Origin of the sequence: Streptomyces sp. DvalAA-14, from assembly GCF_900091855.1 — a bacterium.
Taxonomy (GTDB): domain Bacteria; phylum Actinomycetota; class Actinomycetes; order Streptomycetales; family Streptomycetaceae; genus Actinacidiphila.
Window position 1 is genome coordinate 1 of the sequence record NZ_FMCH01000055.1, and the last position, 18,359, is coordinate 18,359.

General features: G+C 68.0%; 31 protein-coding genes. 29 read left to right on the forward strand and 2 right to left on the reverse strand.

The window, feature by feature from the left end; genetic code table 11:
* Together GA0115240_RS02470 and GA0115240_RS02475 are read right to left on the reverse strand one after the other, a co-directional pair.
* Positions 1-328, reverse strand: a 328-nt coding sequence (locus tag GA0115240_RS02470) for a hypothetical protein (RefSeq protein ID WP_202450956.1), incomplete at its 3' end; no start/stop codon positions are given.
* Entirely contained in the window at positions 325-552 is a 228-nt protein-coding gene (locus GA0115240_RS02475; RefSeq protein WP_093734990.1) for a hypothetical protein, read from the reverse strand. The genes GA0115240_RS02470 and GA0115240_RS02475, both read right to left, overlap by 4 nt.
* Positions 553-1,131: 579 nt before the next feature.
* Between GA0115240_RS02475 and GA0115240_RS02480 the strand changes: the two genes are divergently transcribed.
* From GA0115240_RS02480 to GA0115240_RS02605, 29 genes are all read left to right on the forward strand, one after another.
* On the forward strand, positions 1,132-1,539 hold the full coding sequence (locus GA0115240_RS02480; RefSeq protein ID WP_093734991.1) for a hypothetical protein: 408 nt from the start codon (positions 1,132-1,134) through the stop codon (positions 1,537-1,539).
* On the forward strand, positions 1,529-2,290 hold the full coding sequence (locus GA0115240_RS02485; RefSeq protein ID WP_141708686.1) for a hypothetical protein: 762 nt from the start codon (positions 1,529-1,531) through the stop codon (positions 2,288-2,290). Before GA0115240_RS02480 ends, GA0115240_RS02485 begins: the two co-directional genes overlap by 11 nt.
* A gap of 17 nt (positions 2,291-2,307) precedes the next feature.
* Complete coding sequence (locus tag GA0115240_RS02490) at positions 2,308-3,027, forward strand: hypothetical protein (protein WP_093734993.1); 720 nt, start codon at positions 2,308-2,310, stop codon at positions 3,025-3,027.
* 79 nt (positions 3,028-3,106) lie between these two features.
* On the forward strand, positions 3,107-4,276 hold the full coding sequence (locus GA0115240_RS02495) for a hypothetical protein (RefSeq protein WP_093734994.1): 1,170 nt from the start codon (positions 3,107-3,109) through the stop codon (positions 4,274-4,276).
* Positions 4,277-4,284: 8 nt separating this feature from the next.
* Positions 4,285-4,515, forward strand: coding sequence for an Acb2/Tad1 domain-containing protein (locus tag GA0115240_RS02500; protein WP_093734995.1), 231 nt, complete (start codon positions 4,285-4,287; stop codon positions 4,513-4,515).
* 135 nt (positions 4,516-4,650) lie between these two features.
* The gene (locus GA0115240_RS02505; protein WP_141708687.1) at positions 4,651-5,235 is read left to right on the forward strand and encodes an NlpC/P60 family protein; all 585 of its coding nucleotides are present in this window, start codon (positions 4,651-4,653) and stop codon (positions 5,233-5,235) included.
* A complete protein-coding gene (locus tag GA0115240_RS02510; protein ID WP_141708688.1) occupies positions 5,232-5,540 on the forward strand; it encodes a hypothetical protein in 309 nt (102 codons plus the stop codon). Before GA0115240_RS02505 ends, GA0115240_RS02510 begins: the two co-directional genes overlap by 4 nt.
* Positions 5,537-5,686, forward strand: coding sequence for a hypothetical protein (locus tag GA0115240_RS36580; RefSeq protein ID WP_161301978.1), 150 nt, complete (start codon positions 5,537-5,539; stop codon positions 5,684-5,686). Before GA0115240_RS02510 ends, GA0115240_RS36580 begins: the two co-directional genes overlap by 4 nt.
* Before the next feature lie 40 nt (positions 5,687-5,726).
* Positions 5,727-6,542 (forward strand): hypothetical protein, encoded by an 816-nt coding sequence (locus tag GA0115240_RS02515; RefSeq protein WP_093734998.1) that lies wholly within the window; start codon positions 5,727-5,729, stop codon positions 6,540-6,542.
* Positions 6,542-7,531, forward strand: a complete 990-nt coding sequence (locus GA0115240_RS02520) for a fibronectin type III domain-containing protein (protein ID WP_093734999.1) — start codon at positions 6,542-6,544, stop codon at positions 7,529-7,531. The genes GA0115240_RS02515 and GA0115240_RS02520 overlap by 1 nt, the downstream gene beginning before the upstream one ends.
* A 3-nt stretch (positions 7,532-7,534) precedes the next feature.
* A complete protein-coding gene (locus GA0115240_RS02525) occupies positions 7,535-7,939 on the forward strand; it encodes a hypothetical protein (RefSeq protein ID WP_093735000.1) in 405 nt (134 codons plus the stop codon).
* A complete protein-coding gene (locus tag GA0115240_RS02530) occupies positions 7,939-8,616 on the forward strand; it encodes a hypothetical protein (RefSeq protein ID WP_093735001.1) in 678 nt (225 codons plus the stop codon). The genes GA0115240_RS02525 and GA0115240_RS02530 overlap by 1 nt, the downstream gene beginning before the upstream one ends.
* Positions 8,613-9,020 (forward strand): hypothetical protein, encoded by a 408-nt coding sequence (locus GA0115240_RS02535; RefSeq protein WP_093735002.1) that lies wholly within the window; start codon positions 8,613-8,615, stop codon positions 9,018-9,020. Before GA0115240_RS02530 ends, GA0115240_RS02535 begins: the two co-directional genes overlap by 4 nt.
* Positions 9,013-9,348, forward strand: coding sequence for a hypothetical protein (locus GA0115240_RS02540; RefSeq protein ID WP_093735003.1), 336 nt, complete (start codon positions 9,013-9,015; stop codon positions 9,346-9,348). Before GA0115240_RS02535 ends, GA0115240_RS02540 begins: the two co-directional genes overlap by 8 nt.
* The gene (locus tag GA0115240_RS02545) at positions 9,345-10,223 is read left to right on the forward strand and encodes a hypothetical protein (protein WP_093735004.1); all 879 of its coding nucleotides are present in this window, start codon (positions 9,345-9,347) and stop codon (positions 10,221-10,223) included. The genes GA0115240_RS02540 and GA0115240_RS02545 overlap by 4 nt, the downstream gene beginning before the upstream one ends.
* Positions 10,224-10,233: 10 nt before the next feature.
* The gene (locus GA0115240_RS35995) at positions 10,234-10,458 is read left to right on the forward strand and encodes a hypothetical protein (RefSeq protein ID WP_141708689.1); all 225 of its coding nucleotides are present in this window, start codon (positions 10,234-10,236) and stop codon (positions 10,456-10,458) included.
* Between the two features lie 29 nt (positions 10,459-10,487).
* Positions 10,488-10,670 (forward strand): hypothetical protein, encoded by a 183-nt coding sequence (locus GA0115240_RS36000; RefSeq protein WP_141708690.1) that lies wholly within the window; start codon positions 10,488-10,490, stop codon positions 10,668-10,670.
* Positions 10,667-10,978, forward strand: a complete 312-nt coding sequence (locus GA0115240_RS36585) for a hypothetical protein (protein WP_202450957.1) — start codon at positions 10,667-10,669, stop codon at positions 10,976-10,978. The genes GA0115240_RS36000 and GA0115240_RS36585 overlap by 4 nt, the downstream gene beginning before the upstream one ends.
* A gap of 260 nt (positions 10,979-11,238) precedes the next feature.
* Complete coding sequence (locus tag GA0115240_RS36015) at positions 11,239-11,589, forward strand: hypothetical protein (RefSeq protein WP_141708691.1); 351 nt, start codon at positions 11,239-11,241, stop codon at positions 11,587-11,589.
* A 143-nt stretch (positions 11,590-11,732) separates the two neighbouring features.
* Positions 11,733-13,877, forward strand: coding sequence for an AAA family ATPase (locus GA0115240_RS02560; protein ID WP_161301980.1), 2,145 nt, complete (start codon positions 11,733-11,735; stop codon positions 13,875-13,877).
* A complete protein-coding gene (locus tag GA0115240_RS02565; RefSeq protein ID WP_093735008.1) occupies positions 13,861-14,427 on the forward strand; it encodes a hypothetical protein in 567 nt (188 codons plus the stop codon). The genes GA0115240_RS02560 and GA0115240_RS02565 overlap by 17 nt, the downstream gene beginning before the upstream one ends.
* 101 nt (positions 14,428-14,528) lie before the next feature.
* Complete coding sequence (locus tag GA0115240_RS02570; protein WP_141708692.1) at positions 14,529-15,254, forward strand: helix-turn-helix domain-containing protein; 726 nt, start codon at positions 14,529-14,531, stop codon at positions 15,252-15,254.
* Positions 15,255-15,320: 66 nt separating this feature from the next.
* Positions 15,321-15,995 (forward strand): glycoside hydrolase family 25 protein, encoded by a 675-nt coding sequence (locus tag GA0115240_RS02575; protein WP_093735010.1) that lies wholly within the window; start codon positions 15,321-15,323, stop codon positions 15,993-15,995.
* Positions 15,992-16,255 (forward strand): hypothetical protein, encoded by a 264-nt coding sequence (locus tag GA0115240_RS02580; protein ID WP_093735011.1) that lies wholly within the window; start codon positions 15,992-15,994, stop codon positions 16,253-16,255. The genes GA0115240_RS02575 and GA0115240_RS02580 overlap by 4 nt, the downstream gene beginning before the upstream one ends.
* A 254-nt stretch (positions 16,256-16,509) precedes the next feature.
* Complete coding sequence (locus GA0115240_RS02585; protein WP_141708693.1) at positions 16,510-16,896, forward strand: hypothetical protein; 387 nt, start codon at positions 16,510-16,512, stop codon at positions 16,894-16,896.
* Positions 16,893-17,348, forward strand: coding sequence for a hypothetical protein (locus GA0115240_RS02590; protein WP_141708694.1), 456 nt, complete (start codon positions 16,893-16,895; stop codon positions 17,346-17,348). Before GA0115240_RS02585 ends, GA0115240_RS02590 begins: the two co-directional genes overlap by 4 nt.
* 35 nt (positions 17,349-17,383) lie before the next feature.
* Positions 17,384-17,728, forward strand: a complete 345-nt coding sequence (locus tag GA0115240_RS02595) for a hypothetical protein (protein WP_093735014.1) — start codon at positions 17,384-17,386, stop codon at positions 17,726-17,728.
* Positions 17,725-18,018: a hypothetical protein gene (locus GA0115240_RS02600; RefSeq protein WP_093735015.1), complete on the forward strand. Its 294-nt coding sequence runs from the start codon at positions 17,725-17,727 to the stop codon at positions 18,016-18,018. Before GA0115240_RS02595 ends, GA0115240_RS02600 begins: the two co-directional genes overlap by 4 nt.
* A complete protein-coding gene (locus tag GA0115240_RS02605) occupies positions 18,015-18,206 on the forward strand; it encodes a hypothetical protein (protein ID WP_093735016.1) in 192 nt (63 codons plus the stop codon). Before GA0115240_RS02600 ends, GA0115240_RS02605 begins: the two co-directional genes overlap by 4 nt.
* Positions 18,207-18,359: the final 153 nt, after the last annotated feature.

Sequence of the window (18,359 nt, forward strand, 5' to 3'; positions counted from 1 at the left end):
TCGTGCATCTCGCGGCGGGCGCGGTGGGTTGGGGGACGATGAACGTCTTGGTGTTTTCTGCGGCTTCGAGGGTGAGTCCGGGCATCAGCTCGGTTACGTCCTGACCCGCGGTGAAGGGCTGAATCAGGTCCAGCTGCATATCCAGGATCGGCCGGCCGAGGGTGTCGCGGAAGACGAGTCGGTGCGTGCGGGCCCAGTCGAGTAGGGCTCGGTCGCTGCTCTCGGTGTCCGGGGTGCGGGTGCGGAAGACCCGGGCGATGGCGTGCGGCAGGGCGGCGTACCCGACGAGGATGCCGGCCCCCGCAGAGGCCAGGTTGGCAAGGGTCATCGGCCGGCCACCGACGCGGGCGCGGGCGCGGGCAGGCCCTCGGGGGTCGGCCCCGGGCTCGGCTCGGGGGTCTGGTCGTGCAGCATGCGGGCTATGGCGGTGGTGGCGGCCAGGACGCCGTACAGCATCAGCCCGTCATCGTCCAGGAACCCGAACGTGTGCTGGGAGCCGGCTTCCTGAAGCCGCTGTTCCGCCTGCTCGATCAGCTCTTGAATCTGGTCCATCTGTCCTACTTTCCGTCGAACACGATTCGAATCTTTAGCCCCGAGTGCTGCACCCGGTGCACCCGATGCACCCGGTGCACCCGGTGCACCCGGTGCACCCTGGGGCTGAAAACGACGAAAACCCCGTCCGAGGACGGGGTTTCGCGGTGAAGCTGGGGCCCACTGTAGTGGATCAACCGGTGTTGTGGGGTGGGTACGCGACGACCCCGCCCGGGGGGGTGGGGGCGGGGTCGTCGCGTCTTCCGCGGCTTGGGGAAGTCCACGGGCGCGGGCCGGCGGCCTGCCTGTCCACGGTAGCGCGGTCGCGGCGCTATGTCTTGATGTCGAGGTTCTTCTACCTAAGTCTCTCGACGTGAAGAATCTCGACATCAAGCGTCTTAAGGGCGTAGATTTTGACCATGAAACGACTACGTGAGCGTGCGGGTGACGCGCTGACCGACGTCAGCGACGCGAGCCACCGCGTTATCGAGACGACCGAGTGGGCCACGGTGGCTCTTATCGCGGTTTCGGCGGTTTCCCTCCTGGCCCTGGCCTTCAGCGTTGGCGCTTACATAAGCGCTGGTCACAAGGGGTGCGGACATGCCGGCTGACTTCCTCCTGGCGACGAACGAGGAGATAGACGCGGCGAAACGCCTCCAGGAGGCGGTGGAGCTCCACCTGTCCGCGCTCGGGGATGAGGCGCACGGGCACTTCATCGCGGTGCGGCTGTCTGACGGCCGGTCGGACGGCGTCTTGTACGACACCCGGCGGGACGCGGCCCGGCACCAGGTGAACGACCCCTGGTGCTTCTACGTCAAGTTGCACGTCGGCGGCATCGGTCTGCGCGAGGCGTGGACGGTGCTGATCTACGCGAGGCAGGCCAGGAAGGCCGGCGTGGTGTTCAGCGAGGAAGAGGCGATCCTGCCTCACCGCCTGGAGCTGGCCGGCGGGGACACCGCCGCGCGCGGGCTCCCGGAAATGTTCAGGGGGATGAACTATGTCGGATGACGTGGACGAGCTGGCGCCGCACGGGCGGGACGAGTTCGGGAAACCGCTGGCGCCCTACGGGTACCGCCAGGATGGTGTGCCGAAGAAGAGCAACCGGGGTCGGGCGCCGGCCCCGCCGAAGAAGTCGGAGGCCGCCGCCGCGGCGTCGCCGGTCTCGAGTGAGGGGGACAAGGGCAAGCGGGCCGCGCAGAAGCAGGCGCTCCGTGAGCTGTCGGACATGCTGCTGACGCCAGCCGCGCTGGCCACCAGCTCGCCGATGTTCGCCCGGAAGTGGGGGGAACGCCGGCAGATGGCGGCGCAGGGCAGCGTGATCATTGTGGGTGCGCACGTCGACCCCATCGCGGACGTGCTGACCGGTCTGGCGGTGGATAAGCCTGGGCTGCTGGGGTGGCTGGAGAAGACCGGCGACGCGCTGCCGTACCTCGCGGCTTTCAAGGTGGCCGGCCAGCTGGCGAAGTCGCTGGTGAGCAACTGGCAGAACCCTTCCCCGCAGCTGGCCGGCGCCGCGCGGAAGATGGGCCCGCTCCGGGCGGTGCAGTTCGCGCGGGAGATCGAGCGGCAGGCGGCCGAGGCGGGCCTGACCGAGGACATGATCGAACAAATGATGTCCGGTGGCAGCGTGGACGACGACCAGGAGCAGGAGCCGTACCGCCAGGGCGACGTCGAGGACGAGCCGCACGGGGCGGTCCGGGTCGAGCCGACCGCAGAGAACGGGTGGGCTGAGTACGCGTACGCGAGTGATGTGGCGTGAGGAGCCGCATTCCCGACGTGGACGTGGTGCGGTACGGCCGCCGGGAGTTCATTGATGAGGTCTGGGATTACGGTGTCGGGGAACACGTGACGATCCTGGCCCCTTCCGGCGGTGGTAAGACGCAGCTCGGCTACGAATTGCTGGAAGTCACCGCTAAACCGGAACTTCCAGCGGTGGTTCTGGTGATGAAGCCGCGAGACGAGACGGTCTCGCGGCTGGTGAAAAAGAACAAGTGGCGCACCGTTCGGCGTTGGCCACCCACGCCTTACGTGCGGCGGGTGACCAAGCCTTCCGGGTACGCGCTCTGGCCTTCCGCGTCTTTCGACATCGACCGCGACGAGGCAGCCCAGAAAGTCATCTTCGGCCAGTGCATCCGGTGGTGCTACAAGCGCGGTGAGTGGATCATCTTCGGCGATGAAACGTACTCGCTGGAGAACGAACTCCCCGCGCACGGCCTGAAGAAGGAAATCCGCACGGTCCACACCAAGGGCCGGTCCATGCACTGTGGTCTGTGGGTGGCTTCACAGCGGGCCGCGTACATCTCGATGTGGTCTTACCAGGCTCATCACATCTTCCTGGGCAACGACACCACCGAGGCAGCGCAGAAGAAGATGGGTGATATCGGCGCCAACGTCGATAAGGACTTGGTGAAACACATCGTGGCCAACCTAGAACAGTATGAATTCCTCTACATCAACCGCGATAAAAGAACTATGTGCATCGTAGAAGCTGTGTGAAAAGAGGAATGGACAATGCGCGGGGAATGCCCCATCATGCATTCCACGTATCTCTGCCCATTCCACGATTGGAGGCGCTATGGCGACCGCCACCGCGCAGCCGCAGGCGGCCACCAAAGCTCCGGCGAAGAAGGGTTCCGCGCCCGCTCCGGCGCTGCGGCCCTTTTTCACCGGCACGGTGGACCTGGAGACCCACACCTACTCGGATCAGGTCACCCTCGGGGCCGGCGCGCTGCCGTACAAGACCTACAACATCCGTACGAACGGCTTTCTCGCCGACTTCTTCCTGACGTTCACGGCGGTCACCGCGACCAACGCGGCCACTGTGGCATTCAAGGAGAACATGCCGCTCGGTGCCGCCGGCTACTTGCAGATCAGCGACACCGGCGGCCAGCCTGTCATCGGCCCCATGAACAGCTGGGAGCTGTCGCAGTTCGTCAAGTGGGGCGGCTTCAGCTTCAGCGACGACGTCCGCCAGTCGCAGACCTACTCGGCGACCACCGGCAGCGGCGCGACCGCCGGCAGCTTCACCATGGTGTTGCACCTGCCGATCCAGTTCGTCCGCCGTGAGCCGCTGGGCCCGCTGCCCAACACCAACTCGAACAACGCGTACGCCCTGGACGTGTCCGCGGCGGCCAGCACCGACATCTACAGCACGGCACCGACCAACGCCGTGACGATGAAGATGACGATCCACCAGGACGCCTACCGGTCCAGTGCCGGCCGGGACGCGCAGAAGAACGCCACCGTGACGACCCCGCCCGGGTTGGGTGCGGTGCTGTACCTCCGGCGGAACACGATGCCGGCGGTCGCGGGCAGCTTTGACGAGGAGCTGTCACAGATGGAGGGGCTGTACCGGACCCTGTCGTTCTCCCTGGTGGACTCCTCCGGCTCCCGCTCCGGCGGTGAGAGCAACTGGCCCGACCCGGCGCAGGTGTTCTTCAACAACGACGTCCCCTACGACCGGGCCAAGACCACGTGGGTGCGCAAGATGGAGCGCGACTACGGCTACATCCAGGCCATCGAGACCCCGGGCGGCAGGGAGAACGGCTGGTTCACGCTGCCCTTCATCACGGACCACGGTCTGAAGGCAGGCTCGGAGGACCGCTACAAGTACCTGTCCGTCAGCGCGGCGGACACCCTCGGGTTCCGCGGCGTCATCGGCGGTTCGGGCACCAGCAAGCTCACGACCTACTACAACTTCGTGCGCCCGCCCGGCGGCCAGAACAAGGCCCTCACCAGCCGCTGAGGAGCGACATGGACCCCCTGGACATCGAGAACCGATTCGCTTTTCACGCCGCCCCGACTGAGGAGAAGCGCGACGCTCACACCTCCGTCCGGCAGTCGTGCCGGCAGCTGGCCGACTTCCTCAACGAGAAGGTCCCGGATGGGCGCGAGAAGGTCCTGATGATGACGCACCTCGAAGAGGTCATGTTCTGGGGGAACGCGGCACTCGCTCGCCAGAACCCGCAGTCGACTAGCGGCTGACCAGCCGCTTTCCCGTCCCACATCGAGCACCAGGAGCAGGAGCACCCATGAAGTATTTCAAGCCGCTGAGCACCCTCGCGGTCGGCATCGTGATCGGCTACCTCGTCGTGCCCAAGGTCATGAGCAAGGTCTGAGATGGCTATCTCCGGAGTAGCGGTGGGCGTCGCGGCGGTGGGCGGAGTGATCGTGTTCGCCGGGTTCACCGGTGCGTCGCCTGTCCAGGCGCTCCGGGACCTCAGCACGGGCCGGCCCACGCCGGTGTCGACTGCGTCGACCACGGCCGCGGCGACCCCGACGCAGGCCAGCTTCACCGGTGCCGGCGGTGCCGGCCACCCGGAGTTCGTCCAGGCCGCGCTCAACCGCGGCGGTGAGGTCTACAGCCAGAGCAAGCGCTGGGCCGATGGCTTCAGCGACTGTTCGTCGTTCGTGGGCAAGGTGCTGAAGGACTGCGGGATCACCCCGCCCGGGGCCAGCGTGACGATGTCGTACCGGACCTGGCGGGCGCTGACCACGGTCAGCCGCTCCGACATCGTGATCGGTGACCTGCTCTGCGGGACTGGGCACATCGCGATCGCTATGGGTGGCGGCTACGCCATCGGCCAGCAGCGGACCGGCGTCAACGTCAAGGTCGACACCATCGACAACATCATGTACGGCCAGACCGGCTGGGTGCCGCGGCGGTACGGCGGCAGCAGCAGCGCGGGGGCGATCGCGGCATGAGCGCGACCACGGGGCCCGTGCTGGCCATGGGCCTGATCACCATCGCGAACCAGACCGTGTTCCACGGCAAGCCGCTCGACTGGCGGGTGCCGATCGCTACGGGCCTGCTCGCGGTCGCTTTCAGCGGCTTCGAGCGGGTGTGGATGGACGGCGCGAAGATGCTGGCCTACACGGGCCTGGTCGCGGTGACGCTGACCCGGGTTCAGGCCACAGTGCCGTCGCCGGCCGAGTCTGCCGTGAGCTGGTGGAACTCCACCGGGTCCGGCGGCGCGAGTGGACCGAAGGGAGGTGACATCCAGGCATGAACGCATTTCAGAAGATCGGCACAATCTTCGCGATCACCGGCATGGTGTCGGTGCTGGTCGCGAAGAGCAGCCAGACCGCAGGCGTGACCAAGGCGATCTTTGGCGGCATCTCGCAGTGGCAGAAGACGGCGCAGGGACGCGGCTGACCAGGGCGTTTACCTAATATATATTGAGAGGAGGGGCCGGATGGCTGCCTACAGCGGTGCTCTGCTCCGTAGTGCGTCCGCGCACTTCGCGTCCCGGCCGCCGGTCCCCGGTGTCGACCCGCGGCACGAGCACCCCGACCCGGACCCGGACCCGTTCCAGCCGGTCCCGGAGACCCCGCCGGCGCAGACCGGCGACGTGTGGTCGCCGCAGGATGCCAGCGCGTACACCGAGATGCGCGACGCGCCGATCACGCACGCCGGCGAGTTCGAGCGCCCGGTGCCGAGCAACGTCCACCGGTGGCAGCGCGACATTGCGTGGCAGGCCCGGCTCATGGCCGCGCACGCCGTGCAGCTGTTCCGCCCGGACACCTACGTGCCGTACAAGCACGCCACGCAGGGCCAGCACATTGCGTACGTCCAGGGCAACAGCCCGCAGAACGCGGGCTCGACGGTCTCGGACGACATGGCGTACCTGGTCATGGGCCGCAACTCGTACGACCAGACCAACGGCGTGACGGAGGTCTACGGCCAGGAGGAGGGCGGCAATGGTCGCTACCGGCTGGGGACGCGCATCGAGGACTGGGGTCTGTACGAGTACCCCATGGGCAAGTTCGGCCAGGACGCGGAGCTGCGGGCCTACACCGGGCTGGAGCCGCAGTTCCCCGTGGACAAGCCGAACGTGGAGGACCCGGCGCCGTACACGCCGGCGAGTTCGGGCACGGCCCGCTGGCAGCTGCCGACGTTCCAGACCCCGAGCTTCTTCAGCCTGCCGACCGAGACGGTCATGACCGACTACGAGCAGGCCACCGACGTGCCGGCACCGGTCTCCGACTTCGTCGACGACGGGCGGATGTGATGGAACAGATCAACGTGCCCAAGCTGGGGCACGTCCCGAAAACCCCGGTGATCATCATCGGGGTGGGCGGGGCGCTCTACATCGGGTGGCGGTGGTACACGGCCAGCCAGATGCCGGCAGACGACACCACCGCGGCCGATGACGGGTTCTCCGACCCTGGCGCCCTACCGACCGTCCCGGGCGCCTACGACGACGCGGTGGGCATCCCCGACGACACCGGGGGCGACACCTCCTCCTACGGCTTCACCGGCACCACCAACTCCCAGTGGACGCAGTACGCCGCGACGCAGCTCAGCATGGACGGCGACACCAGCTACGTCACCGTGCTGACCGACCTCGGGTACTTCCTGGCCGGCAAGGCGCTGACGGCCGACCAGGTCAGCATCGTCCAGGCCGCGATCGCGGTAGCCGGCTACCCGCCGGAGGGCAACCACCCCATCGTGTCCGGCGGGGACTCGACTATCACCGTGGCACCCACGGGCCTGTCCGGCGCCGCTACCAACTCCACCACCGTCCATCTGTCCTGGGGCGCGGTCCCCGGCGCGGACGGCTACCGGATCTACCGGAGTGGTGACGAGGCGCCCGCAAGCGAGGCGTTCGGCACGTCGGGCACGGTCGGGGGTCTCCAGCCGGGCACGGCGTACACCTTCCAGGTAGCCGCGCACACGAGCTCGGGGAACATCGGCCCGAAGTCGAACGCGGTCAGCATCACCACGGCCAGGCCCAAGATGAAGACCCCCGGCCGCCCCTCGGTGAGCAACGTCGGCGCGACCGGCCTGCGGGTGCTGTGGGGCACCAGCGAGGCGCAGGCGACCGGCTATCACGTGTATGAGAACGGGCACGACGTCGGCCAGACGCAGGGCACGTTCATGACCCGCTCGGGCCTGAAGCCCAACACCCGGTACACGTACCAGATTCAGGCCATCGGCCCCGGCAACGCGCTCAGTGCCAAGTCGGCCAGCGTCGCCACCAAGACGAAAGCGAAGTGACCCATGGCTCTCAAGCCCGAGTTCAGCATCATGGCCGGTCTCGCGGTCATGGGTGTGGTGTACGCGATGCACACCAACGCCACCCCGCCCGACGCGGACATCCGCGCGCTGCCGGCCGGCAACAAGGACATCGACGCGAGCGAGCGCACCGCCACCGCTATGAGCATCGGTGTCGTGTCGGGTATCAGCCTCCTGGCCCATGACCCCACCATCCTGATGATGGGGGCGGTGGCGGTGGTCGGCATGGCGGTCTGGTCCCGGACCAGCAACTACACCGACAGCCCGGCCGGCCGGTACCTCGATCCGGGCGACGCCATGGCGGCCGGCACGGAGGCTGCGGGCCCGGCCCCCGAGGACACCGAGCCGTACACGATGTTCGCTAGCGCGGGCAGCGAGTTCGACCGCTGATGAAGCTCAGCCAGGCGCAGCTGCAGATGTACGCCGCCGCGGCGGGGGCCGGTAACCCCGCGCTCGCGGCGGCTGTCGCCATGGCTGAGAGCAGGGGGGAGACCAGCGCCCACAACACGACGGGCCTGGACGATTCCTACGGCCCGTGGCAGATCAACATGAAGGGCGACCTCGGACCGGCCCGGCGCAAGCAATTCGGTATCACCAGCAATAGCCAGCTGTTCGATGTGAAAACGAACGCGCACGCCATGGTCATCGTGTCGAACGGCGGCACCGACTTCAGCGCCTGGTCGACATTCACCAACGGCGATTACGAGAAATACTATTCGGGCGCACCGGCGGGGACCGCGCAGTCCGCGAATTTCTGGGACGACGTCAAAGACCCCTTCAACCTGATCATTCCCGGCGAGCCCTTCCTGAAAGACCTCGTGACGGGCGGCAATCCGGTAGCCGGTCTGGGTGACTCCATTACGGGAACGTACGGATTCATCAAGTCGACGGCGGAATGGCTGTCGAAGGCGTCCAACTGGGTGCGCATCTCGTATGTCATTGGCGGGGGCGCTCTCGTTATCGCTGGCCTGGTAATGGTGGTCCGCGATCAAGAGCTGAAACAGATTTCGGGAATGGCCGGTAAAGCACTGCGCGGGAAAATAGGCGGGAAGGGGAGCACGGCATGAGTGAGGGCAGCTACCAGCCGGACCGGGATATGGTCCTGCAACACGAGCCTGACCCCCCGCTGGCGACGGTGCCGGTGTGCGTGGTGGAGACCACGACCACCGTGCGGACTAAGGCACTCCCGAACGAATCGGCGGCAGGCCGATGCCGCATCATCGACAATTCGGATTGGGTCCAGGTCGGCTGGCCGGACCCCTTCCGGGCATTCATCGAGCTACAGGCGGATGGGGCCGCGCTGCGCGTCGCATTCCAAGAGCTGTCGGCGCAGGACGCCCCGCAGCAGCCGAAAATCAAAGATGGCGGTACGCGCCGCATTACGGCGACGTGCAGCGTATTCGTCATCGCGGATACCGTGACGCCGGTGAGCGTGAGCGTGTGGACTGAGAATTGGGCTACCAGTGGCTGACCCGGTACCCCTCGGCAAAAGCGTCGAGGTGCAGCTGGACGCGGACGGGAACGGTACGGCCGAGATCGGTCCCGGATCGGCCGGCCCCGCCAACTGGTCCATCACCGGCGTGATCCTCCAGACCACCAGGCCCGGGAAGGCCCCTGTACCGCGCGCTCAGCTCACGCTGGGCACCGAGAGCAAGGGCATCACCTATGACGGCAGCTTCGCCAACGGAGCGGCGTCCAGCCCGATCCTGCTGACCCGGGGGCAGGTCCTGGAGTGCGAGTGGCGCGGCGGCCAGCTCGGGGACGTCGCGACGATGACAGTTGCAGGGGAGCAGTGGTGAGCGTCCAATTCGACCCGCCCATCGTGGCCGGCACCGTGCTGGTCCGCGAGCAAATCCAGTCGCAGGACTACGTGGCCGGTGTTTCTGGCTGGTGCATTTTCGCCAATGGTGACGCGGAATTCAACAACGGGACGTTCCGCGGGTTCCTTATAGCTGCGATGTTGGCGACCGGTCTCACTGGCCGGCGCATCGTCATCAATGAGAACAACGACCAATCCATGTCGCTGTACGACGATGATGACAAGCTGATGATGACGATCGGCGACGATGCCGGGACCATTACCAGTTTCGACGTGGACGACGGCACCCACTCGATCCAGTTCGGCGAAGCGATGATTCAGTTCATGTACGACGCGGGGGGCGGTTTCCTCACGCCGGCGGCATCGCTTTTCAACGTCGGCCAGCACATCCTGTTGAATACCCAGCTTGCCGGTGGCGTGGCTTTCGACGCGAGCGTGGGCGCCCTTTCGGCGGTCGTGCCTGGCAGTAACAGCCTGGAGCAGTGGCAGACTCCGACGTATTCCAGTACGCAATGGATGGACTCCACCACATTCCACGGCGGCACCAACTGGGGCCCGCTCCGCATCCGTAAGACGGAAAGCGACGAACTGCGTTTCAGCGGCGCATTCAAGACGGCGACGACCGGCACCGCCCCGTCCGCGACGGTACTGAATGTGTCGGTCGGCTACCGGCCGAAAAGCCAGCAGCCGATCTATGTCCAGCAGTACAACACGACCACCGCCGCATTCTCGTCAGGTATGGCGATGCTCACGACGGCAGGGAATCTCAACCTCCCGACCCCGACCGGGCTCAGTGCCGCACTCAACTGCGAGTATCTGATAAACGGTTCCATCCCGCTGCACAACCTCACATGAAAGGCTGACCATGGCGAAAGAAGACCCGACCCCGATGACCCGCGAATGCGCGTGGACCGGCGAGGAATTCACCGGGCCCGGGTTCGTGCTCACCACCACCGAGGGGCAGATCATCGTGTCCGAGGACGCGTTCATGGCCCCGTGGAAGAAGCAGGACCAGGCGCCGGCCGCCGACGACGGCCAGGAGCAGGACGTCGCCCAGACGGGTGACAACCCGCCCCCGGCGCAACCGTGATGAAGCCACACCACGTGACCATCGTTGTCGTGACTGTGGGCCTGGTTCTGGCCACAGCCGCGGCGCGGTCGTCCGCCCCGGCCGGCACCGACGTGCCGGCCGCGGCGGTCGCGTACCACGGCGCGATGGAGTTCTACCAGCGGCTAGCCCGCTGGGCAGGCCGCCGCGCACTCGACGCTGAGCTGTCGTACTGGAAGGAGATCTCGGCATGAGCGTTCCGCCCGAGCCGACGCCCGCCCCCGCCCCCGAGCCGACCCCCGCCCCCGCCCCCGAGCCGACGCCGGCACCCGCGCCGACTCCCGCCCCGGCGCCGGCCCCCGACGACGACATCGTCAAGGACCGGGCGGAGCTGGCGCGGCTGCGCGCTGAGAACGAGGACCTGAAGAAGAAGCGGACCGCGCCGGCCCCGCCGAAGAAGACCACCCCGGCCCCGCCGACCCCGCCGGCCCCCACGGGCCCGCCGGCCAAACGGAAGCGCAGGGTCTCGCGGCTCATGGGCGACCACTACGACGACGAGTGATCACCCGCGATAGGAAAAGCTGCACTGTTCGGCTAGTGTGAAGTCTATGGAGAGACTTCCGTCCGGGCAGTTTGTGCAGCGTGTCGGGGAAACCCTGGAGCGCGTTGTGTCACGAGGCGAGCCGATCATGATCACCCGCTACGGCCGTGACTACGTGATGATCAGCCCCCCGCCGCGCGACGACACCCCGCCGGATGGCAAGCCCACGGAATGAGCGATGGGCCCCGGCGGTCACCGGAGCCCATCTGATTGGAGCGTGCGTGCTCGTGGACAACCTTACCGTTCGTGCAGTATTCCGGGTAACTCTTCCCCATGACGGCTACGGTGAGATCCGTGCTGGTCACATCTTGAGTGGGAACCCACTACCGATCTCCCCCCGATCGGCGGTGGTGCTGGACGTCGGCGCCGGTTACTGGTGCCGGCGAAGCGAGCTGGAGCGGATGGCGCACGCCCTGGCTGACTGCGGGCTGGTCAGCATCACGGGCACCGAGCTGCGAACGGGGGCGAACCATGGCGACGTGGTTAGCGGGCTTGAGGCGATAGCCGAAGAGCTGGCCCAACTACGGGCCGAGCCTGCACTGTTCGAGCCCAGCGCCGCTATGAGCGCATAGGCTCGCTTTACCCCAAACGTGCGAAGGGCCCGGTCTCGTCCACCGGGCCCCGCATTCGTCCACCCTCCAGCAGAAGAGGAACGCCGGTCAGTATGCCACCGGATGACCAACGCAGCACGCACCAGGGGGGGAATCCAGCCGTGATGAGAACCGTAGACCCCCTCCAGCTACCGACGAGTTTCACCATCACCGAGGCGCGTACCGCAGACCTCGGCGAGCACCCGCGGTTGCTCGACGGCCTGCTCTACGTCGGCCTGTCCGTCGTGTTCTCCGCCCCTGGCCTGGGAAAATCCATGCTCCAGGCTGCCGTAGAGGAGCACCTTGCGTTCGGCCGGCCGTTCGGGCACTGGATGCCGGAGGGCCCCCACCGTTGCATGGTGGTGGACCTCGAAGGAGACATGCGCCTGGCGGCCGAGCGGTCGCTGACCCTCACGCCCTGGGGCCTGCTCCCCAGTGACCACGGCCGGCCGATGCCCGCCGACATCGACTACGAGACGGAGTGGCCAGGTCACGAGCTGGCCGAGAAGCTGGCCCGCCTGGACCAGCGGCTGACCGAGGCCGAGCAGGAGGGCCGCCCGTACAGCTATGTCCGGATCGACACCCTGCGGCTGTTCCTCGGCTCGAAACCGCACGGCGTCAACGCCTACGAGTGGGACGCCTGGTGCCTGCGGCAGGTGAACCGCCTCGCTCTCCAACACGGTGTCTGCATCGTCGCGGTGCACCACACCAACAAGGCCGGCGAGCTGTCTGGCTCGACAGGCATCGCCGGCAGCGCGGTCGCCGTGATGAAGCTGACCCCCAACCCCGACAACCCCGACGAATGCCTCCTGGTCAGCGAGAAGGTGCGCGTGGACGCCCCTTTCCGGTACGCGCTGGAAATGGACGACAAGGGCCGGTGGTCGTTCACCGACGCGATCACCCCGACGCAGGCGCAGCTGACCGGGACCAAGCGGGCGGTAGTCGACGTGCTCACCAGCCGCGGCCCCCGCGACGCCGCCGACCTGCGCGCCGCTCTGCCGACCATCAACCCGAACACGCTGAAGGCCGCCTTGCGCAGGCTGAGCCGGGAAGGGATCACGGCCTACCGGCGCGGCCGGTGGGAGCTGTCGCAGCTGACCATCGCGGACCACCCGAAATGCAGGCTGTGCGACCAGCCGATGACGGTTGTGGAGCGCGGCCAGGACACCCACCCGCAGTGCGTCCCCGACCCCGGTGTTGAAGAGCTGGCCCGCACGTGGCTCGGCACTCCGACCGTGGAAATCCCTGCTCAGCCGGGCCCCGCCATCGAGGAGCCGGAGCACCAGGAGGAGGACCAGGAGGAGGAGCACGACCACCCCGAGACCCGCCGGTTCCCGGCGTTCGCCGAGATGAAGCGCGGGTTCGAGCAGCGGTCCCGGATGCACCCGCTCCCCCGCGTGGTGAAAGCCGAGCGGGAGGGGAAGCCCTGGACGCTGATGTCCGAGAGGATGGACGGTGCCCACCAGTCGAAGGGGTGGACCGGCCCGGTGCCGGCTGACGACGCGCTCATTGCGGTCATCGACCGCAACGGCTCGTTCCCGTCCGCCTGCAGCTCGGTGCCGGTCGCGCCCAACGCTCTCACGCACACGGGCGCGCTCGGTGTCGACGTCGCCGAGCGGCGGCAGCGCGGCGGGATCTTCCAGGTGGTCATCCCCGAGTGGCGCGAGGAAGGCACCCCGCACCCGCTCGGCAGGGTCGGCGCGGTCGGCGAGACGGTGTGGATCACCTCGTCCGCCATCGAGCACATGGACAAGCTGGCGGCAGCTGGCCGCGTGAAGCTGCTCGATGTGCTCGACAGTTGGACCGGCCGCCGTAACGCATCGCTGTTCGAGCCGTTCTATCGGTGGGCGAAGCAGCTGCGCGAGGCGACCGCGTCCGAACCGCAGGAGGTCCGCGACGAGGCGAAGCGAGCCATCAGTACCGCGATCCGCGGACTGTGGCCGAAGCAGGCGCGGTCCCCGTTCTGGCGGCCGGACTGGAACATCAGCATCCGGGCGGAAGCATCCATCCGGCACTGGGACCGGGCCGACAAGGCGGTCGCCGGGGGCGCCTGGCTGCTCAGCCTCGGCAACACCGACGAGGCGGTGTTCGTCATGCCGGCAGGCGAGACGGACCGGCTGTGGGTGCCCGAGCCCTACCGGATCGGCCCGGGGTTCGGCCAGGTGAAGCACAAGCCCATCAAGCTGCGGACGGGTGAAGAGGTCATGTCGCCCATGCCGTACGCGCAGTTCAAGCTGAGGGGAGTACCGCGTCGTGAGCGTCAGCGGTAGCGGGGGCAGCCTCGGGGAAGCGATCCTCGCGGCGATCGCCGCGGCGGCCGGCACCGACCGCCGCGGCGAGTACCGCAGCTACACCGCAGTGGGGTGGCACGCGCAGCTGACCAAGCTCACCAGCTCGCCCCGCGGCTACCAGGCCGCCGCCGATGCCGGGGTGTCGGCCACCGCCGGCACCCTGCGGCGGTGGCTGTCGGAGACACAGACCCCGCAGCCGGCGATGCAAGCCCGCATCGCTGCGGCCTACGAGCGGATGGCCGGCCGCTGGCCCGCCGCGCTTGTAGAGGGTGAGGACATCCGGATCCACGGCACCGTGAAGGTCGGCACTGACGAGCGGATGCGGGGCGGCAACAGCGGCACGGCCGCCCTCATCATCGACGGGAGCCAGGGCAGTTGGGACACCATCCGCGACCTATGGCGCGATGGTGAGCCGGACCCCGACGACGTCGAGGAGGAGTTCGTCGCCGAGCTGCTGGAACCAGACCTCGGGGAGACGACAGAACCGTGGGAGTTCCCCGGCACCAGCTACACGGTCGTCATCGGCTGAGGCAGGTCTGTCGCCATGTCGACAGAGGGGGGCGACAGTTGTCGACCCATGGCAGAATCCCTTCGGCCCGGCGGTCACCGGGCAAGGACCGAGGAGCGTGCATGGCACTACAGGAGAGAAGCGTCGCGGACGACCTGGACGGAGACGTGCAGCCGTCGCGGGTACGGGCGCTGGTGGACAGGGCGCAGGGCCCCCGCAGGGGCCGCAGGAGGGCCGCAGCGCCCTTGTGGGTGCGGGCGTTCATCTCGGTCGGGCGGCCGGTCGTTGCGGTCACCGTGCTGGTGATGGGGGCCCCCGCCGAGCACGAATTGGCGGTGGCCGCGGGCTGGTCTACCAACCTGGCGTGGGGCATGGCTGCCGTGCTCGCGGCGTATGCGGGCATCGCCGCGGCGGTCGCCGGCCAGCGGCGCCCGGGCACCCCGGGAGGCTGGACGGCGGTGATCGGCGCGGGCCTGTCGCTGGTGCTGGCGATGGCCGCACAGATGACTGCACACCTGATCACCACCGGGTACGTCAGCGTGACGCCCCGGCCGCCGCTCCCCCTGGTCATCATCACCAGCTGCGTGCCGGCCGCCGTGCTCGCGCACCTGCTCCACATCGCGGCCACCCCCACCGCACTGCGTGAGGACCCCACCGCAGCACCGGCCGCACCGGTCGTACCCGAGGGGTGGCTGACCACCCGGGAGGTAGCTCAACGGCTCGGCATCAAGGCCAAGTCGGTTACCACCCGCGTGCAGCGCGGCACCCTCGTCCCGGCCGCGAAGGACCCGACGCTCGGCTATCTGTTCAGCGTCGAATCCCTTGACGACGAGAAGTTGAGCGCTTGACGTAAAAACCGGTCAACTGTCGTACCCCCGTGCGATCATTGGAGGATCACACAAAAGGGGGCAGACATGACCGTTAGAGGAATCGACGTAGCGAGTTACCAGCCACCGACACCCGCCGTGGCCGGTAACTCGTTCGTTTGGGTGAAGGCGACCGAGGGACTGACCTACGTCAACCCGCACATGGCGTCGCAGGCCGCCGCCGCGCGGAAGGCTGGCGCCGTGGTCGGCTTCTACCACTTCCTGCACCCGGGCGGCATCGCCGCGCAGGTGGCCCACTTCCTCAAGACGGCCCCCGAGCAGGCCGGCGACATGTTCGGCTGCGACTGGGAGACCCCGCAGCCGCCGGACAAGGCGGCCAGCTCGGAAGAGAAGGACCAGTTCTTGCGCGTGCTGAAGGGCGCGACCAAGGTCCCTCACCGCGTGGTCCTCTACTGCAACCTGGACTTCTGGCTGCACCGGGACAAGACGAGCCAGTGCGGTGACGGTCTGTGGATCGCCGACCCCAACTCCCCCGCCGGACACCCCAAGGTCCAGCACGCCTGGACGTTCCACCAGTACGGCATCACTGCCGGCACCGACCAGAACGTCGGCCAGTTCGCCGACATCAACTCCCTGCGCGCATGGGCCGGTGTCACCCTCCCCAAGCCCCCGGCCGGCGCCCCGGCCGCACCCACACTCGCGTCGCTCGACAAGCGCCTGACCAGTGTCGAGACGCGGGTGACTGCCCTGGAGAAGAAGTGAGCAACAGCCCGACCACCCGGCCCGAGACCGCCAACGCCACCAAGACGGATGTGCAGCTGGTCGGCTTCATCGCGAGTACGACGGCGTTCGTAGCGTGGCTGGCCAAGCGGGTGTGGTTCCCGAGCGGCGAACTGCCTATCGAGATCAGCGGCATGATCCAGTACGGCGTACCGCTGGCCGTGAGCGGCATCGCTACCGAGTGGCGGTGGCGCATGGCCAAGAGGCGCGCGAAGACCCCCCCGGACCCCGCCGGCAAGTAGTCTGTCCGGTGCCGTCGACCAGGGGTGGTCATCGGCACGACAAGGGGGCCCGGCCGACACCGGGCCCCCTTCCGCGTTTCCGGAGAGAATCCACTCTTCCCACTGTTAGAAGTCATAGATAAGATGCAGGAGACCACCCCAAGGAAAGGCACCCAATGCAGCTCAAGTTCGAAGCCAACGGCGACAACGCAGAACTGCTCATCACTTCCCCGGAAGGGGACCTCCTGCGGGCCCCGCTCGCTATGTTGTTGGCTATGACCACCCTGAATGATGGCGAACTCGCCCGTTTCTCCCACCAGCCGCCGCCGGCCGATCCGTTCGACCCCGCGGCGCCCCTCCCCCCCCGCCGGCACATCCGTATCCGGGTCGAGGAGACCCCCGCCCCCGAGCTGGTCGAGACCGTCGCACTCGTAGAGGACGAGGACAACACCGTCCGCGTCATCATGGACCCCGCCGCGGCCACCCAAGACGCGCTCAACGCCGCCGGCAACTCCGCGCTGCTGCTCACCGACCACGCTGACGGGCCCGTGGGCCGCCGGATGGCCGCGCTCACCGCCGTGCCCGAGCTGTACGCCGTGCCCCACCACGACACCGACGCCGGCACCGGGCACGGCGACTACGAATGGCGGTCCGGCCAGTGACCAAGCAGACCCCGCAGCAGCAGGCCATCGGGAAAATCCTCCTGCGCGGAGGAAGAGGCACCCTCGGCAGCACCGCCGCATGCACCCTCTGGCTCGACGCAATCCCCGAGCTGGTGAGCGTGGTCCAGAGCAAGTTCACCGCCGAAGAGCTGGACACGATCACGGCGGGCGTTGTGCCCGGCAACGAGCGGAAGCACGTCCCGGAGAAGGACACCGGCCCGGCCGGCGAGTCCACTCCCCCGCTCCGTGCCGTTGGCGGCCGGTACCGCCGGATCACCCTGGACGTCCTGGAGACGATCCTCTACGCGGTGCTGGAGAAGGACATCGGCACCCAGACCGAGGGCACTCGCATCGTCCGTGGCCCCCGTGACAAGGACCCGGCCGGCTCGCTCCGGCTGGAATTCGATGACGGGCAGGTCTTCTACGTCGACGTCCAGGAGGAGGAGCGTTGACAGCCCACCGGTTACAGAAGAAGGAAGCCCGCGGCATGGCCCGCCGGTCCGGCATCCCCTACACGATGGCGCTCCAGCACATCATGGACCGGGACGACGCCGCGGCCGACGCCAGCGACCACACCGCGCTGAGCAACGCGTTCGAACGGCTGCTGGACTCCTACCTTGACGACGCCGGCGACGACGTCGACACGGCAGAGCTGGCCGGCCAGCTGGCTACCCGCGCGATCGAGGTCATGACCGACGTCCCCGAGGAAGTGCCCACCCGGCAGGGTGAGCGGTCCGAGGGTGCCGGCACCTGGGGCCCCCTCGCGTTCATCCCGGACCCCGGCGCCATGGAGCAGCTGCGGGACGAGACCCGAAAGGCGAACGGATCATGAACGAGCAAACCGCGATCGAGGCCGCGCGGAAGGTCTGGCCGGAAGCGGAAGGGTTCGAGCGCGCGCCCGACGGCTGGACGTTCCGGTGCGGGGCCGGCTACGCCGCGGTCGCCGACACCGGCCAGGTGGCGACCGACCCCCAGGGGACGCGCAGCGACGCGCGCCGGTTCATGCCCCGCGAGCCGATCATCATGCCGACATCGCTCTGCGAGAAGGGGTGCCCCGAGGGCGAGTGCTACCACGGCGAGCCGTTCCACGCGGACTTCAACGATCCGTGGGACGGAGCATGAGCGGCTACCCCCACACGGTCCGCGCGCTTCGCGACAGGCTCACCGAGGCGATGGAGTTGGACCCTGCCGTTGCCGAGTACGACGTGATCTTGGAGCAGGCAGAGGAGGGGCTGACGACCCGTCCGTGGAGCGGGAAGACCTTCCGTCGCCCGGACGAACGGACGTTCGAACTCGAAGTGCCCGCATGATTACGCCGTAATCACTCCCCCACACTGACCCCCGCCGGCCGACCGGCGGGGGTCGCTGCGTTCCGGGGAGCGAAGCGAGCCGACACTCACTCGGGGTTGGGCCGCGGAGCGGTCCGGGCGAAGCCCGCCCCGCGAGGGGGGCCGAGGCGGGGA

Coding starts and splice junctions, on each gene's coding strand:
- GA0115240_RS02475 (WP_093734990.1), bottom strand. CDS start 552: ATGGACCAGATTCAAGAGCTGATCGAGCAGGCGGAACAGCGGCTTCAG.
- GA0115240_RS02480 (WP_093734991.1), top strand. CDS start 1,132: ATGCCGGCTGACTTCCTCCTGGCGACGAACGAGGAGATAGACGCGGCG.
- GA0115240_RS02485 (WP_141708686.1), top strand. CDS start 1,529: ATGTCGGATGACGTGGACGAGCTGGCGCCGCACGGGCGGGACGAGTTC.
- GA0115240_RS02495 (WP_093734994.1), top strand. CDS start 3,107: ATGGCGACCGCCACCGCGCAGCCGCAGGCGGCCACCAAAGCTCCGGCG.
- GA0115240_RS02500 (WP_093734995.1), top strand. CDS start 4,285: ATGGACCCCCTGGACATCGAGAACCGATTCGCTTTTCACGCCGCCCCG.
- GA0115240_RS02505 (WP_141708687.1), top strand. CDS start 4,651: ATGGCTATCTCCGGAGTAGCGGTGGGCGTCGCGGCGGTGGGCGGAGTG.
- GA0115240_RS02510 (WP_141708688.1), top strand. CDS start 5,232: ATGAGCGCGACCACGGGGCCCGTGCTGGCCATGGGCCTGATCACCATC.
- GA0115240_RS36580 (WP_161301978.1), top strand. CDS start 5,537: ATGAACGCATTTCAGAAGATCGGCACAATCTTCGCGATCACCGGCATG.
- GA0115240_RS02515 (WP_093734998.1), top strand. CDS start 5,727: ATGGCTGCCTACAGCGGTGCTCTGCTCCGTAGTGCGTCCGCGCACTTC.
- GA0115240_RS02520 (WP_093734999.1), top strand. CDS start 6,542: ATGGAACAGATCAACGTGCCCAAGCTGGGGCACGTCCCGAAAACCCCG.
- GA0115240_RS02525 (WP_093735000.1), top strand. CDS start 7,535: ATGGCTCTCAAGCCCGAGTTCAGCATCATGGCCGGTCTCGCGGTCATG.
- GA0115240_RS02530 (WP_093735001.1), top strand. CDS start 7,939: ATGAAGCTCAGCCAGGCGCAGCTGCAGATGTACGCCGCCGCGGCGGGG.
- GA0115240_RS02535 (WP_093735002.1), top strand. CDS start 8,613: ATGAGTGAGGGCAGCTACCAGCCGGACCGGGATATGGTCCTGCAACAC.
- GA0115240_RS35995 (WP_141708689.1), top strand. CDS start 10,234: ATGGCGAAAGAAGACCCGACCCCGATGACCCGCGAATGCGCGTGGACC.
- GA0115240_RS36585 (WP_202450957.1), top strand. CDS start 10,667: ATGAGCGTTCCGCCCGAGCCGACGCCCGCCCCCGCCCCCGAGCCGACC.
- GA0115240_RS02560 (WP_161301980.1), top strand. CDS start 11,733: ATGAGAACCGTAGACCCCCTCCAGCTACCGACGAGTTTCACCATCACC.
- GA0115240_RS02570 (WP_141708692.1), top strand. CDS start 14,529: ATGGCACTACAGGAGAGAAGCGTCGCGGACGACCTGGACGGAGACGTG.
- GA0115240_RS02575 (WP_093735010.1), top strand. CDS start 15,321: ATGACCGTTAGAGGAATCGACGTAGCGAGTTACCAGCCACCGACACCC.
- GA0115240_RS02585 (WP_141708693.1), top strand. CDS start 16,510: ATGACCACCCTGAATGATGGCGAACTCGCCCGTTTCTCCCACCAGCCG.
- GA0115240_RS02595 (WP_093735014.1), top strand. CDS start 17,384: ATGGCCCGCCGGTCCGGCATCCCCTACACGATGGCGCTCCAGCACATC.
- GA0115240_RS02600 (WP_093735015.1), top strand. CDS start 17,725: ATGAACGAGCAAACCGCGATCGAGGCCGCGCGGAAGGTCTGGCCGGAA.
- GA0115240_RS02605 (WP_093735016.1), top strand. CDS start 18,015: ATGAGCGGCTACCCCCACACGGTCCGCGCGCTTCGCGACAGGCTCACC.